Source organism: Mesorhizobium sp. M0960, from assembly GCF_040319055.1.
GTDB lineage: Bacteria > Pseudomonadota > Alphaproteobacteria > Rhizobiales > Rhizobiaceae > Mesorhizobium.
In genome coordinates, this window is the sequence record NZ_JAMYNN010000001.1 from 744,375 (window position 1) to 759,288 (window position 14,914).

A 14,914-nucleotide genomic window follows, 5' to 3' on the forward strand; every position below is an offset into this window, starting at 1 on the left:
CATCAATGAAAGATGCGGTTTACGCCCTCTGGTCTTTGTTTTGGGCATGTCGTTGCCCCACAACCGCTGCGCATTTTTTGGGCGACATGCCCTCGAGGACGAACAGACCATGCTTGACATCAAATGGATTCGCGACAACCCGAAGGCCCTTGTCGACGCGCTCCAGAAGCGCTCGTGGTCGGCCGAGGCGGCGCAGTCCACCGTCGACGATCTGATCGCTGCGGATGAGGCGCGGCGCGAGCATCTGACCGAGCTGCAGACCAGGCAGGAGCGCCGCAACGCCGCATCGAAGGAGATCGGCAATGCCATGCGCTCGGGCGATGCCGCGCTTGCCGAACGGCTGAAGGCTGAGGTCGGCGAGATCAAGGCCTTCATCCAGAACGGCGAGGCGCGCGAACGCGAACTCGACAAGGCGCTGAACGACGCACTGGCGGTGCTGCCCAACGTGCCGTTCGACGATGTGCCGGTCGGCAAGGACGAGCACGACAACGTCGTCAAGCGCGTCGTCGGCAAGCTGCCGACGCGGCCGAATTGGGTGAAAGAGCATTTCGAGATCGGCGAAGCGCTCGGCATGATGGATTTCGAGCACGCGGCAAGGCTTTCCGGCTCGCGCTTCACGGTGCTCAAGAACCAGCTGGCGCGCATGGAGCGCGCACTCGGCCAGTTCATGCTCGACCTGCATACCACCGAGCACGGCTACGAGGAGATCGTCCCGCCGCTGATGGTGCGCGACGAGGCGCTTTTCGGGACTGGGCAGCTGCCAAAGTTTGAGGAAGATTTGTTCTTCGCCCGGCATGGGGATGGCAGGCTTGGCCTAATCCCCACCGCCGAAGTCCCACTCACCAATCTCGTGCGCGAGGAGATCACGCCGCACGAAAAACTGCCGCTGCGCTATACCGCGCTGACGCCGTGCTTCCGCTCCGAGGCGGGTTCGGCCGGCCGCGACACGCGCGGCATGCTGCGTCAGCACCAGTTCAATAAGGTCGAGCTGGTGTCGATCACCGATCAGGACTCGTCGATTGCCGAGCACGAGCGCATGACCGAATGCGCCGAGGAGGTGCTGAAGCGGCTGGGCCTGCCGTTCCGCACCATGACGCTGTGCACCGGCGACATGGGCTTTGGCGCGCGCAAGACCTACGATATCGAGGTCTGGCTGCCCGGCCAGAATACCTATCGCGAAATCTCGTCGTGCTCGGTATGCGGCGATTTCCAGGCCCGGCGCATGGACGCCCGCTACAAGGACAAGGATGGCAAGGGCAACCGCTTCGTCCACACGCTGAACGGTTCGGGCACCGCCGTCGGCCGCGCTCTGATCGCCGTCATCGAAAATTACCAGAACGAGGACGGCAGCGTAACCATTCCTGAAGCGCTTCGGCCTTACATGGGCGGTCTGGAAAAGATCGAATCGAAATAATGCGCATCCTTCTGACCAACGACGACGGCATCCATGCCGAGGGCCTTGCATCACTCGAACGCATCGCCCGCACGCTGTCGGACGACGTCTGGGTGGTGGCACCGGAACAGGACCAGTCCGGCTATGCGCATTCGCTGTCGATCTCGGAGCCGCTGCGCCTGAGGAAAATCGGCGAAAAACACTTTGCCGTGCGCGGCACGCCGACCGACTGCGTCATCATGGGCGTGAAGAAGATCCTGCCCGAAGCGCCCGACCTGATCCTGTCCGGCGTCAATTCCGGCGCCAACATCGCCGACGACGTCACCTATTCGGGCACCGTCGCCGGCGCCATGGAAGGCGCGCTGCTCGGCGTGCGCTCGATCGCCATCAGCCAAGCCTATTCCTATGTCGGCGAGGACCGCGTCGTTCCCTATGAGACAACCGAGGCGCTGGCGCCAGCGCTGCTTCAAAAGCTCGTCGCCATGCCGTTGCCGGACGGCGTGCTGCTCAACGTCAATTTTCCGAATTGTGCGCCGGAAGAGATCGCCGGAACTGTGGTCACTTCGCAGGGCAAGCTGGTCCACAGCCTGTGGGTCGACGAGCGGCGCGACGGGCGCGGCCTGCCTTACTACTGGCTGCGCTTCGGCCGCGAGCCGGTCGAGGGCAAGCAAGGCAGCGACCTCCATGCCTTGCGCAATCGGCTGGTGTCGGTGACGCCGCTGCAGCTCGATCTCACCGCGCATGAAATCCGCGATCAACTGGCCAAGGCGCTCGCATGAACTTGAATCACGCTGCAACGGTCGACGACCGCGAAGGTTTCGCTGCCTTCCTGCTTCGCCTGCGCGGCAGGGGCACGGTGCCGAAGGCGCTGATCGCCGCCTTCGAGGCGACGCCGCGGCGCGGCTTCCTGTCTCCGCATTTCCACTCGATTGCCTGGTCGGACCGTATGCTGCCGATCGAATGCGGCGAGGCCATCGAAGGCGCCGACCTGCAGGCGGCGGTGATCGCGGCACTTGCCATCGAACCGGGCAACCGCGTGCTCGAGATCGGCACCGGATCCGGCTACACGGCGGCGGTGATGTCGCGGCTTGCCGCGCGGATCGTCACCATCGACCGTTACAAGACGCTGGCCGAACAGGCCCGGCAGCGTCTCGAGGCACTCGCCATCGGCAACGTCATCGTGCGCCAGGCGGACGGTTCCAACGGGCTGGCCAACGAAGCGCCGTTCGACCGCATCGTCGCCTGGGCGGCCTTCGACAGCCTGCCGCGTTTCCTGCTCGACCAATTGTCGAGCGGCGGCATCGTCATTGCGCCCATCGGACCCGACGAGGGCGAGCAGGTGCTGGCCAAGCTGACCAAGGTCGGCAGCCGCTTCGAACGCGAGGATATCGGCCTGGTGCGTCTGCAGCCGATCCTGCGCAGTGTCGCGGCGGTCATCTAGGGTGTGTCGATATTCAGGTGAGGCCGGCCTGCAAATTGCGGCTTCCTCCGCTTCCGGTGCTCACGTACCCAAATGTACGCTCCGCTCCGGTTCTCGGAATCCACCATTTTCGGCTCGGCCTGACCTGAATCTCAACACACCCGGCGCTCGATCCTCGAAACATTTTTAAGAAAATTTGCGTCTGATTCTACAGGTTTAACCGACCGGTAACATTAACGCGCTTTAATCAGGCTCAGTTGTACCGGGTCTGTGCGGGTTAGTGCGATGCAATTCAGTGTTTTGAAGGCAAACGGACGCAATCTGGCGCGTGGCTGCGCCGTCCTCATGATCGCAGGGGCTGCGACGGGGTGTAGTTCCCAGGTGGCGCGGTTCAACAGCGTCGACGACGTGTTCACCGCCTCGACCAACAACCAGCGCGCCATCATCGACAAGCAGGATGCTGCCCAGCCCTATCCGGGCGATGTTGCGGCCGCGCCGATCGACGGCAGCCACACCCAGTCGGTCAGCCGCTCAAGCCTCGAACCCGTTACGGCGCAGCAATTGCCGCCGCCGGCTCCCGCCCTGGCACCCGCCGCTCGCCCGGTGCGTACCGCTGCCGCGCCGGCCCTGGCGCCTGCCGCTCCTCGTGTCGACAGGACGGCAACCGGCACCGTCGCTCCTGCGGCAAGGCCGTTCAAGAACGCCGAGCCCGACGCGCCGCGCGTGGCGACGGCCGCCGGCGCACCGCATGCAACCGAGATCGTCGTCAAGGACGGTGAGACCATTTCCGGCCTGTCGCGGCGCTACGGCGTGCCGGCCGACGCCATCATGAAAGTCAACGGGCTGAGCGCGACCAAAGGGCTGAAGACCGGCCAGAAGCTCGTCATCCCGGCCTATGCGTATTCGAGCAACGGCGCCGCGCCGAAAGTCGCCGATGCCAAGCCCGCGAACGGCACCAGGCACGACCAGCCGGCCGATGCGCCGGAGAAGGTGGCCGTGCTGCCGCAGCAGCCGAAGGTCAGGGAAGGCAAGTCCGCCGCGCAGGTGGATGCCTCGGCTGCCGCAAGCCAGCCGAAGGATGGAAAGGCCGCGCCAAAAACTGCTTCGGCGACGGCCAAGCCGGCCGGAGCCGGCGGCACCTACACGGTTCAGCAAGGCGATACGCTGTCCGCCATCGCCAGGAAGACCGGCGTCGGCGTCGTTGCGCTGAAGCAGGCGAACGGCATGCAGGATGGACTGCTCAAGATCGGCCAGACCCTGAAAGTGCCGGCAGGCGGAACCGCTGTCGTCGCCAGTGCGAAGCCGGCAAAGGTCGATCCGGTGACGACGGCCACCACCCAGCCGCCGGCCAAGGGCACGCCGACGCAGACGCTCGCCTCCTACACGCCGCCGAAGAAGGACGCGAAAGTCATCCAGCAGGCCGAGGACGACGATGCGGTGGCGCCGGATGCAACCGGCATCGGCAAGATGCGCTGGCCGGTGCGCGGCCGCGTGATCTCCAGCTTCGGCGGCGGCAAGGACGGCGTCGACATCGCGGTGCCCGAGGGGACGCCGGTCAAGGCAGCCGAAAACGGTGTCGTCATCTATGCCGGAGACGGCCTCAAGGAATTCGGCAACACAGTGCTGGTGCGTCACGAAAACGGTCTGGTCACCGTCTACGGCCATGCCAGCTCGATCGAGGTGCAGCGCGGCCAGAAGGTCAAGCGCGGCCAGGAAATCGCCCTGTCCGGCATGAGCGGCACCACCGACTCGCCGAAACTGCATTTCGAAGTGCGCAAGAACTCGGCGCCGGTCGATCCGTCGGGTTATCTCGAATAGAGAAAAATCCGATTTTGCGGGCCGCCTGACCTTCAGCCCGCCGAGGAAGTCCGCTCCGCAAGGTGCGGGCTTCTTCTGTTGCCAGTCCTTGAGCGGCTAGTCCTTGAGCGATTTTCCGAGCCGGCCTGCCAGATCCTGGGTGAACTGCCAGGCGACGCGGCCCGAACGGCTGCCGCGGGTCGTCGCCCATTCCAGCGCCTCGGCGCGCAGCGTCTCGGGATCGATGGCCAGATCATGATGGCGGACATAGCCATCGATCATGTCGAGATATTCGTCCTGCGAACATTTGTGGAAGCCAAGCCACAGGCCGAAGCGGTCCGACAGCGAAACCTTCTCCTCGACCGCTTCCGACGGGTTGATCGCCGTCGAGCGCTCATTGTCGATCATGTCGCGCGGCAACAGATGCCGCCGGTTCGAGGTGGCATAGAAGATGACGTTGGCCGGGCGGCCTTCGACGCCGCCTTCAAGTGCTGCCTTCAGCGATTTGTAGGATGTGTCGTCATGGTCGAATGACAGGTCGTCGCAAAACAAGATGAAGCGAAACGGCGCTGCCTTCAGCAGGCCCATCAGCTTCGGCAGGGTGTCGATGTCTTCGCGGTGGATCTCGATAAGCTTGAGCGGCACGTCGGGCTTCGCCGAAGCGTTGACCGAGGCGTGTACCGCCTTGACCAGCGACGATTTGCCCATGCCGCGCGCGCCCCATAACAGCACGTTGTTGGCAGCGTAGCCGGAGGCGAAGCGCTCGGTGTTGTCGACCAATATGTCGCGGACGCGGTCGACGCCGCGGATCAGGCCGATATCGACGCGGTTGACCTTGCGCACCGGTTCCAGATAGCCGGGATCGGCCTGCCAGACGAAGCAATCGGCCTCGCGGAGGTCGGTTTGAGGCACCGGCGGCGGGGCGAGGCGGGCGACCGCCTCGATCAGGCGGTCGAGCTTCTGGTGCAGGATATCGATAGGGCTGTCGGTCATCTCTTGTCTTTTTGTTTCGCGTTTTGTTTCGCGTTCAGGACGGTGCGGTAGGGCAACCTACCTGATTTCAGCGGTTTCGAAACTCGTCCCAAGCATTTGTTCGGGCATGATCTTTTGCGAAAACCGAGCATCGCTTTTCGTGATCACCCTCTAACACGGCTCACCAGGCCGGAAAAGCAGCCGATTTGCCCGGCAGCGCAGTTGCATTGGCAACGTTACCGACTATATTCCGGCCAAATTTGGCGGGGCCGCCTTGCGGCTGTTTTTCAAAGTTCAGGAGTACCTCGATGTTCGTGACACCGGCATACGCCCAAGGCATCGGCGGGGACTCGTCCGCAATGTTTATCCAGATCGTGCCGTTTGCTCTGATTTTCGTGATCATGTATTTTCTGATCATCCGGCCGCAGCGCACGCAGCTGAAGAAGCGCGGCGAGATGCTGGCGGCGGTTCGCCGCGGCGACACCGTTGTCACCGGCGGCGGCTTGGTCGGCAAGGTTACCAAGGTGATCGACGACAACGAGCTCGAGATCGACCTTGGCGGCGGCACCAAGGTGACGGCGCTGCGCTCGACGCTTACCGACGTGCGCGTCAAGGGCGAGCCGGTGGCGAACCAGAACGCCAAGAAATAACCGAATTGTCGGCGGAACGATCCGCCAGTACGCCCTGACGGACGACGCCATATGCTTTATTTTTCGCGCTTCAAGATGATCCTGATCTGGCTGGCCGTGGCCGCCACAGTGGTCCTCGCTGCGCCCAACCTTTTTTCCGCCAGCACGCTGGCCAAGCTGCCCGACTGGGTGCCGAAGCGGCAGATGACGCTTGGCCTCGACCTGCAGGGCGGCTCGCATATCCTGCTCAGGATGGATCCGAACGATCTGATCAAAGATCGGCTGGAGACGACGCGCGACGAAATCAGGACGCTGCTGCGCGATGCCAAGATCGGCTATACCGGCCTTGCCGGAACGGGCCGCACGGTGCAGGTCCGCATCACCGATCCCGCACAGATCGAGGCTGCCAAGAAGGCGTTGAAGACGTTGACCGATCCGGTGGCGGCCGGCTTGTTCAGCGGCGGCTCGATCCAGGAGATGACGCTGGATGATTCCGAGCCCGGCCTGCTCAAGTTCACCGTCACCGATGCGGGCATCAAATATCGTACTTCGGCAGCGCTGACGCAGTCGATCGAGGTCGTCGGCCGCCGCGTCAATGAACTCGGCACGACCGAGCCGATCGTGCAGCGGCAAGGTGACGACCGCATCCTGGTGCAGGTGCCGGGTCTCCAAGACCCGCAACGGCTGAAGGAAATTCTTGGCCAGACCGCCAAGCTGACCTTCCAGATGGTCGACCAATCGATGCCGGTGCAGGACGCGCTGAACGGCCGTCCGCCGCCGGGATCCTCGGTGCTGTATTCGCAGGACGACCCGCCGGTTCCGTATCTGATCGAGAACCGCGTCATCGTTTCGGGTGAAAACCTCGTCGATGCCCAGGCGACGTTCAACTCCCAGAACAACGAGCCGGTTGTTTCGTTTCGCTTCGATTCGAAAGGGGCGCAGCGGTTCGGCCAGGCGACATCACAGAACGTCGGCAAGCTGTTTGCCATCATCCTCGACAACCAGGTGATTTCGGCACCGCAGATCCGCGAACCGATCCCCGGCGGCACCGGCCAGATATCGGGGAATTTCACCGCTGAGAGCGCCAACGACCTCGCCGTGCTGCTGCGCGCCGGCGCCTTGCCGGCGACGCTGACGGTGATCGAGGAGCGCACGGTGGGCCCTGGCCTCGGACAGGATTCCATTCATGCCGGCAAAGTCGCCGGCATCATCGGTTCGATCCTGGTTGTGGCGTTCATGTTCGTCGCCTACGGCTTCTTCGGCTTCCTCGCCAACATCGCGCTGGCGGTGCATGTGGCGATGATCGTCGGGCTGCTGTCGCTGCTTGGAGCGACGCTGACCTTGCCCGGTATCGCCGGTATCGTGCTGACCATCGGCATGGCGGTCGATTCCAACGTGCTGATCTATGAACGCATCCGCGAGGAGCGACGTGCCGGCCGCTCGGTCATCCAGGCGATCGATACCGGTTTCAGCAAGGCGCTGGCCACAATCGTCGATTCCAACGTCACCTCGCTGATCGCGACCGTGGTGCTGTTCTATCTCGGCACCGGGCCGGTGAAGGGCTTTGCCGTCACCTATGCCATCGGCATCCTGACCACGGTCTTCACCGCCTTCACCTTCACCCGCCTGCTGGTGTCGATCTGGCTCCGCCGGGCCCGTCCGAAGGAGTTGCCGCGGGCGCCTGTGACTTTCGTTCCGCCCGGAACGAAAATTCCGTTCATGGGCATCCGCCGCTGGACATTCACGCTGTCCAGCGTGCTTTCGGTCCTCGCGGTTGTCGGATTCATGACCATCGACATCAATTACGGCATCGATTTCAAGGGCGGCTCACTGATCGAGGTGCAGTCCAAGTCCGGTAATGCCGATCTGGCCGACATCCGCGGCAGGCTGACGGAACTCAATATCGGCGAGGTGCAGGTTCAGCAGTTCGGCGAGCCGAACGACGTGCTGATCCGCGTCGGTACGCAGGAGGGCGGCGAGAATGCCGAGCAGACCGTCATCGACAAGGTGCGCGGCGAGCTGCAGGACCAGTATGATTTCCGCCGCGTCGAAGTGGTCGGGCCGACGGTCTCGGGCGAGCTTGCCAAGCAAGGCACCATCGCCATGCTTGTCGCGCTGCTCGGCATCCTGATCTATGTCTGGTTCCGCTTCGAATGGCAGTTCGCGGTCGGCGCCATCGTTGCGACCGTGCATGACGTGGTCATGACGATCGGCTTCTTCGTCATCACCGGCCTGGAATTCAACCAGTCGTCGCTGGCGGCGATCCTCACCATCATCGGTTATTCGCTCAACGATACGATCGTCGTCTATGACCGTGTTCGCGAGGATCTGCGAAAATACAAGCGAATGCCGCTGCCGCAATTGCTGAACAACGCCATCAACGAGACGCTGTCGAGGACGACGCTGACCTCGGTGACGACGATCCTGGCGCTGCTGGCGCTGGTGCTGTTCGGCGGCGAGGTGATCCGCTCGTTCACCATGGCCATGCTGTTCGGCGTCGTGTTCGGCACCTATTCGTCGATCTTTATCGCCGCGCCACTGCTTATCCTGTTCAAGCTGCGGCCGCAGGCCACAGCATCCGATGAGGAAAAGCCGGTGGGCGGCGGCAAAGCCATAGCCACCTGACGGCTTGCCGCAAACGTGGCCAAGGGCATCGTCATCCGCGAGGCGCATTTCCCCGGCCGCGCACCGATCGAGGCTTACGGCAATGGCGGTTTCCGCTTTGCCGACATGTCGCACCGCGGCTCGCTGCTGTGCCTGCCTTCTGGCATCTATGGCTGGGAGCCGGCCGATCCGCTGGCGCTGACGGCAGCGGATTTCACCAAGCTGTTCAACGAGGCCGACAAGGTCGAGATCCTGGTGGTCGGCAGCGGCAAGGATCTGAGGCCATTGCCGGCGGCGTTGCGTGCTGCGCTGAAGGATGCCGGCATTTCCGCCGATCCGATGTCGACCGGGGCGGCAGTGCGGACCTATAACGTGCTGCTGGCTGAAGACCGCGCCGTGGCCGCAGCACTCATCGCCGTCGACTGACGTGGCCGAAAACACCAAAGCCGTCATGGAGACGGTGCGCGCCGCCGATCATGACCGCTATCTCGCCGCGCTCTACGCGCCCGAAGACAAGCGGGACGCGGTGTTTTCGCTCTATGCCTTCAACGCCGAAATTGCCGGCATACGCGATCGCATCCGCGAAGCGCTGCCGGGTGAAGTCCGGCTGCAATGGTGGCGAGACGTCATCGCCGCCGAAGAGGATCGCGCTAAGGTCGGCCATCCCGTGGCCGACGCGCTGAGGGCGACTATTTCCGCTCACCGCCTGCCCAAGGCCGCTTTCGACAATATGCTCGAAGCGCGCGTCTTCGATCTCTATGACGACCCGATGCCGTCGCGCACCGATCTCGAAGGCTATTGCGGCGAGACTGCCGCCGCGCTCATCCAGCTTGCGGCGATGGTGCTCGATCCGGTCGAAGCACCGCGCTTTGCCGAACTTGCCGGCAGGGCAGGTTGTGCGCAGGCGATGACCGGTCTCCTGCTTCTGCTGCCGCTGCATCGTAAGCGGGGACAGTGCTTCGTTCCGGCCGACATTCTGGCTGCGGCGGGATCGTCGCCGCAAGAGTTCGCTACAGGTGACGGCGGGCCGGGCGCGGAACGCGCCGTTGCCGCGATGATCGCGCTGGCACGCGAGCATCTCTCAGCTTTCGAGCAGGGGGCGTCCGCCCTGCCGATTTCACTGCGTCCGGCGTTTCTGCCGCTGGCGCTGACGGGCGCCTATCTCGGCAAGATGGACGGCTCCCGCCATTCACCGCTTGATGGCGCGGTGCGGCTTTCGGCCTTGCACCGGCATTGGCTCTTGTTCCGGCGCGCAACGCGGGGCTGGCCGGTCGCATAAAGGCTGCCGCGTAGCCAACCCGACCGTCATTCCGCAGCTTCCGCCTGCGCCGGCAGCCCGAGCCATTCGCGGCAGTCGGCGAGCGCGCGCGATGTCACCGCGTGCCGCTTGGCGACCGTCTTGTCCTTGCCGCGCAGTCGCTTGCCTTCGATCTTTGGCGCGTCCACGGGCGGGAACAGGCCGAAATTGACGTTCATCGGCTGGAAAGAGCGCTTTCCCGGCTCGTCGTCGGAGACAATATGGCCGCCGGTGATGTGGTTGAGCAGCGCGCCGAAAGCGGTGGTCAACGGCGGCAGCGACGGCGCATGGCCAAGCCTTTCGGCGGCGGCGAAACGCCCGGCGAGCAGGCCGATGGCGGCACTCTCGACATAGCCCTCACAGCCGGTGATCTGGCCGGCAAAACGCAAGCCGGGCCGCGACTTCAACTGCAGCGAAGCGTCGAGCAGCGTCGGCGAATTGATGTAGGTGTTGCGGTGCAGGCCGCCGAGGCGGGCGAATTCGGCGTTTTCCAGCCCAGGAATGGTGCGGAAAATGCGCACCTGCTCGGCGTGCTTCAGCTTGGTCTGGAAGCCGACCATGTTGTAGAGCGTGCCCAGTGCGTTGTCCTGGCGAAGCTGGACGACGGCATAGGCCTTTACAGACGGATTGTGTGCATTGGTCAGCCCCATCGGCTTCATCGGCCCGTAACGCAATGTCTCGATGCCACGCTCGGCCATCACCTCGATCGGCAGGCAGCCGTCGAAATAGGGCGTGCCTTCCCATTGCTTGAATTCGGTTTTCTGGCCGTCGACCAGCGCCTGCACGAAGGCAAGGTACTGCTCCTTGTCCATCGGGCAGTTGATGTAATCCTTGCCGGTGCCGCCGGGGCCGACCTTGTCGTAGCGCGACTGGAACCAGCAGATATCCATGTCGATCGTGTCGAAATGGACGATCGGCGCGATGGCGTCGAAGAAGGCGAGCGCGTCGGCGCCGGTTGCTTCCGCGATCGACTGGGCGAGCGAAGGGGCGGTCAGCGGGCCGGTGGCGACGATCGCCTGGTCCCAGTCCGCCGGCGGCAGGCCAGGCACTTCCTCGCGCCGGATGGTGATGAGTGGGTGCGCTTCGAGCTTTCTGGTGACCGCTTCGGAAAATCCGTCGCGGTCGACGGCCAGCGCACCGCCGGCCGGCACCTGGTGCGCGTCGCCGGCGCTCATGATCAGCGAACCGGCGAGCCGCATTTCGGCATGCAGCAGGCCGACGGCATTGGCTTGCGCGTCGTCGGAGCGGAAGGAATTGGAACAGACGAGCTCGGCCAGCCCGTCGGTCTTGTGCGCATCGGTGCCGCGGACGGGACGCATTTCATGCAGGATAACCGGAATGCCGGCTTCGGCCGCCTGCCAAGCAGCTTCGGAGCCGGCGAGACCGCCACCGATGACGTGAATGGGATTTGTGTTCATGAGCGCCGAAATAATCCCTTGGCGCGGCGATTGCAATTACACGAATCAGCCGCGCTGTTGCCGCCACGCGCTGCAATCGTCTACTATTGCGAATGGGTGGGAGTCTCGGGGTCTTTGCCAGAGCGACATTTCTGACAGTCGTGATCGCCGTGGGCGGATCAGCAGCGGCCGGCGAACCGGCCGCGACGGCTTCCAAGCGGATCCCCATATGCCATGGTTACGGTTGCAACTATCGCACGACGCTGGCGCTTGGCCCCAGTGACGGTGCGCGTTTCCGCTCTATCCTGCGTGCGGGCGCGGGTTCGCCCCAGGCCGAGCGCTCCGCTATTTCGAAGGCCGTCCGCTATTTCGAACAGCGCATTTTCCAGGCCATCGGCGTCCGCGACCAGCCGCAGTCGAAATTCGGTGCATCGCGCGTCAGGGGCCAGATGGATTGTGTCGACGAATCGACCAATACGCATGCGTTGCTGGTCTATCTTGCCGAGCGAAAACTGCTCAGGTTTCATAAGGTCGAGGACAAGGCCTCGCGAGGCCTGTTTGTCGACGGGCGCTATCCGCATTGGACGGCGGTGATCAGCGACCGCGGCGGTACAGAATGGGTGGTGGATTCCTGGTATGCGCCGATGGGCGGCGCGCCGGATATTTTTCCGCTGAGCCAGTGGAAGAAGCGAGGCGTGCTGAAGAGCGGCGCGCTGGACTGACGACGGGGACGTCCCACCAAAAACGGCTCCCGGGGCGTTTCGAGCCTGAAAACAACAACACCCGCCGGGGGAGGAGGTCCGGCGGGTGTCGTTTTGTTGGCCGATCCTCGGGAGGAGGTGAAGATCGACCGTATTCGTCATCGCCGGGGAGGAGGTCGGCTTTGACGAAATTCCTTTCGCCATTTGAAAGGGCGCGAAACCCTTCTTAGAAACAACGCCCGCCGGGGGAGGAGGTCCGGCGGGCGCCGTTTTTGTGGTCAACCCTCGGGAGGAGGTGAAGGCTGACCGTATCCGTCAGGGTCGGGGAGGAGGTCGACCCTGGCGAAATTCTGCTGGTTAGATCGCCCTGCGAGCGACCATCTTGATCTCGTCGCGGACGATGCCGAGATCATTGAGCTGGCGGTTTGACAGGCGACCCAGCTCGGTAACCGTCTCGCGGTAGACGCGCCAGTTACGATAGTTGCGGATCAGGTTCATTGTCGTTCTCTTTCAAAACTGGTTCGGACCATTTGCGGTCCGAAAGGATTAGACCGCCTTGCGGGCGACGTAGTGGATGTCGCCGCGGCTGATGCCGAGGTCGGTCAGTTCACGGGTGCTCAGGCGGCTCAGCTCAGAAACGGTGTCCCGGTAGCGGCGCCAGTTGCGATAGTTGCGGATCAGGTTCATGGTATTCTCGTTTCGTCTTTCTTTCGGATCATTCCGTCTTTGTGTGCACCGTGAAGATAAGAGGGGTCATATCGATTTAAAAGCGCTATTGGTGCATGGCAGCAATGCAAATTGTGCATTGCAGCATTAACGCGCGTCCAGTTTTCTGCCCAGATCGGAAAATGCCGTTAGGTCAAACGCTTGGGCGGACGAGCTAAAAGGGCTAAACAAAGGGGGAGGGGCATGGCGAGCTATTCGTCACGGGTCAGGTTGGATATCGCACGATGGCAGCAGGCCGGCCTGATCGACGCGCCGACAGCCGACGTGCTGACGCGCGACGTCGAGGCCAACGAACGCAAATCGCTGAGCTTCGGCTCGATCCTGGCGATGATGGCGGCACTGTTGTTCGGCGCGGCCATCCTGATCTTCATCGCCGCCAACTGGGAAGTCATCCCGCGGCTGGTACGGGTCGCAGCACTCTTTGCCGTTATCCTTGCCGGCTATGTCGGCGGCGCGGTGCTGAAAATGCGTGACCATGCGGCGATCGGCGAAGCGCTGTGGATCGTCGCGGCAGCAGCGTTCGGCGGATCGATCGCGCTGATCGGCCAGATGTACCATTTGTCTGGCGACGAGGCCTCCGCCGTGGTCACCTGGGGCGCCGGCACGGCGCTGGCGGCGGTGGCGCTGCGCTCGAACCCGCTGACCGTCGCTGCCGTCGGCATCGCCGATGCCTGGCTGTTCCTGAAAGGCTTCGAGTATCGCGCGGAATTCCCGCATCTCTTCGTCGTCATGGCGCTGGTGCTGTTTGCCGTTTCGTTCTGGACGCGCAGCCAGGCGGCGCGCCACCTGATCATCCTGTCGGTGCTGTTCTATCTCGTGCTCCTGGTGACGCGGTATGACACGCTGCAACTCGCTATCCCGCTCGTTGTCGCGTCGGTGTTGCTTTTTATCGCCGCGATCTTTGCTGCCGGGCCGGTCGACAGGATCTTGCAACTGGGTGGCAGGCTGCCCCTGCACGCGCTGATCGGCTTTCTCACCGGCCTGGCGATGATCCAGTTCGAACTGGCGGATGAAAGCAGCTACAGCAGCGGCTTCGCCATTGCCTCGGCTGTTGCGCTGGCCGGCATCGTCGCGGCGATCGTGCTGGGCGGCCGCGAGAGCCGGGGACTGCGCTGGGTTGCCTATGCGGGCTTCGCCTTCGAACTCGCCATCATCTATGTGGTGATGCTGCAATCAATGCTCGACACGGCAGGCTTCTTTCTTGCGGCGGCGGTGCTTCTCGCCGTTCTTGCTTTCATTATCATCCGCATAGAAAAGCGCATGAACGCTCCGGATATGACAGGTGCAGCAGCATGATGACCGGCAAAAGACTGATCATCTCGGCGCTGGTCCTGGCGCTCGTCCAGATCGGCTTTCTGAGTTGGATCATCGCCGGACGCGCGGCGATCCTGCGCGACGGCAAGCAAGTCCTGCTCAGGGTTGAGCCGATCGATCCGCGCGATCTCTTGCGTGGTGACTACATTCTGCTCGGCTACGACATTTCGCGCATACCGGTGAAGCTGATCGGCAACATTCCACCCGGCAAGCTGGCGAGTGACGACACGCCGATCGTGGTCAGGCTGAAGCCGGGCGCCGACGGCTATTGGGGTCCGACCGCGGCTTGGTTCGGGCAAGCGCCGGTGCCGGCAGCATCCGGTGAAGCCGATATCGTCGGACACGTCTCCGAGGGCTCGGATCTCAGCGCAGCCACGACGATCGCGCCGGATTACGGCATCGAGCGCTTCTATTTGCCGGAGGGCGAGGGCATGGCGATCCAGAACGACATGCGGGTGCGGCCGTTCGGCATCCGCGTCGCGATCGCGGCCAACGGCACGGCGCAGATCAAGGCGCTGGTGGACGGCGACAAGACGCTGTTCGAGGAGCCGCTCTATTGAAGCGTGGAAGAATCTAGGTGTCGGCGCTCGGGGGATCGAAATGGTGCGCCATAGTGGCGCCTGTCCTCCTCCGCCAAGGCTTCGGAGGGCACTCCTTCGTCTAA

Annotated in this window: 16 protein-coding genes; 11 read left to right on the forward strand and 5 right to left on the reverse strand. The window is 63.4% G+C overall.

The genetic code is table 11. The features are described from left to right. Positions 1–109: 109 nt before the first annotated feature. The 4 genes from serS (at position 110) to NKH63_RS03735 (ending at position 4,631) form a co-directional block, all read left to right on the forward strand. Positions 110–1,414, forward strand: coding sequence for a serine--tRNA ligase (gene serS, locus NKH63_RS03720; RefSeq protein ID WP_352482130.1), 1,305 nt, complete (start codon positions 110–112; stop codon positions 1,412–1,414). Then, the gene (gene surE, locus NKH63_RS03725; protein ID WP_352482131.1) at positions 1,414–2,172 is read left to right on the forward strand and encodes a 5'/3'-nucleotidase SurE; all 759 of its coding nucleotides are present in this window, start codon (positions 1,414–1,416) and stop codon (positions 2,170–2,172) included. The genes serS and surE overlap by 1 nt, the downstream gene beginning before the upstream one ends. Then, on the forward strand, positions 2,169–2,834 hold the full coding sequence (locus NKH63_RS03730) for a protein-L-isoaspartate(D-aspartate) O-methyltransferase (RefSeq protein WP_352482133.1): 666 nt from the start codon (positions 2,169–2,171) through the stop codon (positions 2,832–2,834). Before surE ends, NKH63_RS03730 begins: the two co-directional genes overlap by 4 nt. 264 nt (positions 2,835–3,098) lie before the next feature. Then, positions 3,099–4,631 carry a peptidoglycan DD-metalloendopeptidase family protein gene (locus tag NKH63_RS03735; protein ID WP_352482134.1) on the forward strand — a complete coding sequence of 511 codons (1,533 nt, stop codon included), beginning with the start codon at positions 3,099–3,101 and terminating at the stop codon, positions 4,629–4,631. 96 nt (positions 4,632–4,727) lie between these two features. Here NKH63_RS03735 and NKH63_RS03740 read toward each other — a convergent pair whose 3' ends face one another. Both NKH63_RS03740 and NKH63_RS03745 read right to left on the reverse strand, forming a co-directional pair. Further along, a complete protein-coding gene (locus tag NKH63_RS03740; RefSeq protein ID WP_023720180.1) occupies positions 4,728–5,603 on the reverse strand; it encodes an ATP-binding protein in 876 nt (291 codons plus the stop codon). A 160-nt stretch (positions 5,604–5,763) separates the two neighbouring features. After that, complete coding sequence (locus tag NKH63_RS03745) at positions 5,764–5,985, reverse strand: hypothetical protein (protein WP_210164500.1); 222 nt, start codon at positions 5,983–5,985, stop codon at positions 5,764–5,766. Here NKH63_RS03745 and yajC point away from each other — a divergent pair. Genes yajC through NKH63_RS03765 form a run of 4 tightly spaced genes read left to right on the forward strand, consistent with a single transcriptional unit; the run spans position 5,891 to position 10,094 of the window. Continuing rightward, on the forward strand, positions 5,891–6,232 hold the full coding sequence (yajC, locus tag NKH63_RS03750) for a preprotein translocase subunit YajC (protein WP_352482135.1): 342 nt from the start codon (positions 5,891–5,893) through the stop codon (positions 6,230–6,232). The genes NKH63_RS03745 and yajC overlap by 95 nt on opposite strands. Before the next feature lie 51 nt (positions 6,233–6,283). Further along, entirely contained in the window at positions 6,284–8,836 is a 2,553-nt protein-coding gene (gene secDF, locus NKH63_RS03755; RefSeq protein ID WP_352482136.1) for a protein translocase subunit SecDF, read from the forward strand. Between the two features lie 15 nt (positions 8,837–8,851). Continuing rightward, positions 8,852–9,241 carry an Mth938-like domain-containing protein gene (locus tag NKH63_RS03760; RefSeq protein WP_352482138.1) on the forward strand — a complete coding sequence of 130 codons (390 nt, stop codon included), beginning with the start codon at positions 8,852–8,854 and terminating at the stop codon, positions 9,239–9,241. A 25-nt stretch (positions 9,242–9,266) separates the two neighbouring features. Then, complete coding sequence (locus tag NKH63_RS03765; RefSeq protein WP_023720177.1) at positions 9,267–10,094, forward strand: phytoene/squalene synthase family protein; 828 nt, start codon at positions 9,267–9,269, stop codon at positions 10,092–10,094. Positions 10,095–10,120: 26 nt separating this feature from the next. Here NKH63_RS03765 and trmFO read toward each other — a convergent pair whose 3' ends face one another. After that, positions 10,121–11,530, reverse strand: coding sequence for a methylenetetrahydrofolate--tRNA-(uracil(54)-C(5))-methyltransferase (FADH(2)-oxidizing) TrmFO (gene trmFO, locus NKH63_RS03770; RefSeq protein WP_023720176.1), 1,410 nt, complete (start codon positions 11,528–11,530; stop codon positions 10,121–10,123). A gap of 149 nt (positions 11,531–11,679) precedes the next feature. Here trmFO and NKH63_RS03775 point away from each other — a divergent pair, with 149 nt between their 5' ends. Beyond that, complete coding sequence (locus tag NKH63_RS03775) at positions 11,680–12,231, forward strand: hypothetical protein (RefSeq protein ID WP_245278626.1); 552 nt, start codon at positions 11,680–11,682, stop codon at positions 12,229–12,231. 336 nt (positions 12,232–12,567) lie between these two features. Here NKH63_RS03775 and NKH63_RS03780 read toward each other — a convergent pair whose 3' ends face one another. Next, entirely contained in the window at positions 12,568–12,708 is a 141-nt protein-coding gene (locus NKH63_RS03780) for a DUF1127 domain-containing protein (RefSeq protein WP_023678914.1), read from the reverse strand. Positions 12,709–12,756: 48 nt separating this feature from the next. Continuing rightward, positions 12,757–12,897: a DUF1127 domain-containing protein gene (locus tag NKH63_RS03785; RefSeq protein WP_023720174.1), complete on the reverse strand. Its 141-nt coding sequence runs from the start codon at positions 12,895–12,897 to the stop codon at positions 12,757–12,759. Between the two features lie 222 nt (positions 12,898–13,119). Here NKH63_RS03785 and NKH63_RS03790 point away from each other — a divergent pair, with 222 nt between their 5' ends. After that, positions 13,120–14,232 (forward strand): DUF2157 domain-containing protein, encoded by a 1,113-nt coding sequence (locus NKH63_RS03790; protein ID WP_352482140.1) that lies wholly within the window; start codon positions 13,120–13,122, stop codon positions 14,230–14,232. Then, positions 14,229–14,810: a GDYXXLXY domain-containing protein gene (locus tag NKH63_RS03795; protein WP_352482141.1), complete on the forward strand. Its 582-nt coding sequence runs from the start codon at positions 14,229–14,231 to the stop codon at positions 14,808–14,810. Before NKH63_RS03790 ends, NKH63_RS03795 begins: the two co-directional genes overlap by 4 nt. Positions 14,811–14,914: the final 104 nt, after the last annotated feature.

What these genes read in the sequence shown, in the direction of transcription:
- surE (WP_352482131.1), top strand. Translation starts at nt 1,414, where the DNA reads ATGCGCATCCTTCTGACCAACGACGACGGCATCCATGCCGAGGGCCTT.
- trmFO (WP_023720176.1), bottom strand. Translation starts at nt 11,530, where the DNA reads ATGAACACAAATCCCATTCACGTCATCGGTGGCGGTCTCGCCGGCTCC.
- NKH63_RS03745 (WP_210164500.1), bottom strand. Translation starts at nt 5,985, where the DNA reads ATGATCACGAAAATCAGAGCAAACGGCACGATCTGGATAAACATTGCG.
- NKH63_RS03790 (WP_352482140.1), top strand. Translation starts at nt 13,120, where the DNA reads ATGGCGAGCTATTCGTCACGGGTCAGGTTGGATATCGCACGATGGCAG.
- yajC (WP_352482135.1), top strand. Translation starts at nt 5,891, where the DNA reads ATGTTCGTGACACCGGCATACGCCCAAGGCATCGGCGGGGACTCGTCC.
- NKH63_RS03780 (WP_023678914.1), bottom strand. Translation starts at nt 12,708, where the DNA reads ATGAACCTGATCCGCAACTATCGTAACTGGCGCGTCTACCGCGAGACG.
- NKH63_RS03740 (WP_023720180.1), bottom strand. Translation starts at nt 5,603, where the DNA reads ATGACCGACAGCCCTATCGATATCCTGCACCAGAAGCTCGACCGCCTG.
- NKH63_RS03785 (WP_023720174.1), bottom strand. Translation starts at nt 12,897, where the DNA reads ATGAACCTGATCCGCAACTATCGCAACTGGCGCCGCTACCGGGACACC.
- NKH63_RS03730 (WP_352482133.1), top strand. Translation starts at nt 2,169, where the DNA reads ATGAACTTGAATCACGCTGCAACGGTCGACGACCGCGAAGGTTTCGCT.
- NKH63_RS03795 (WP_352482141.1), top strand. Translation starts at nt 14,229, where the DNA reads ATGATGACCGGCAAAAGACTGATCATCTCGGCGCTGGTCCTGGCGCTC.
- NKH63_RS03765 (WP_023720177.1), top strand. Translation starts at nt 9,267, where the DNA reads ATGGAGACGGTGCGCGCCGCCGATCATGACCGCTATCTCGCCGCGCTC.
- serS (WP_352482130.1), top strand. Translation starts at nt 110, where the DNA reads ATGCTTGACATCAAATGGATTCGCGACAACCCGAAGGCCCTTGTCGAC.
- NKH63_RS03735 (WP_352482134.1), top strand. Translation starts at nt 3,099, where the DNA reads ATGCAATTCAGTGTTTTGAAGGCAAACGGACGCAATCTGGCGCGTGGC.
- secDF (WP_352482136.1), top strand. Translation starts at nt 6,284, where the DNA reads ATGCTTTATTTTTCGCGCTTCAAGATGATCCTGATCTGGCTGGCCGTG.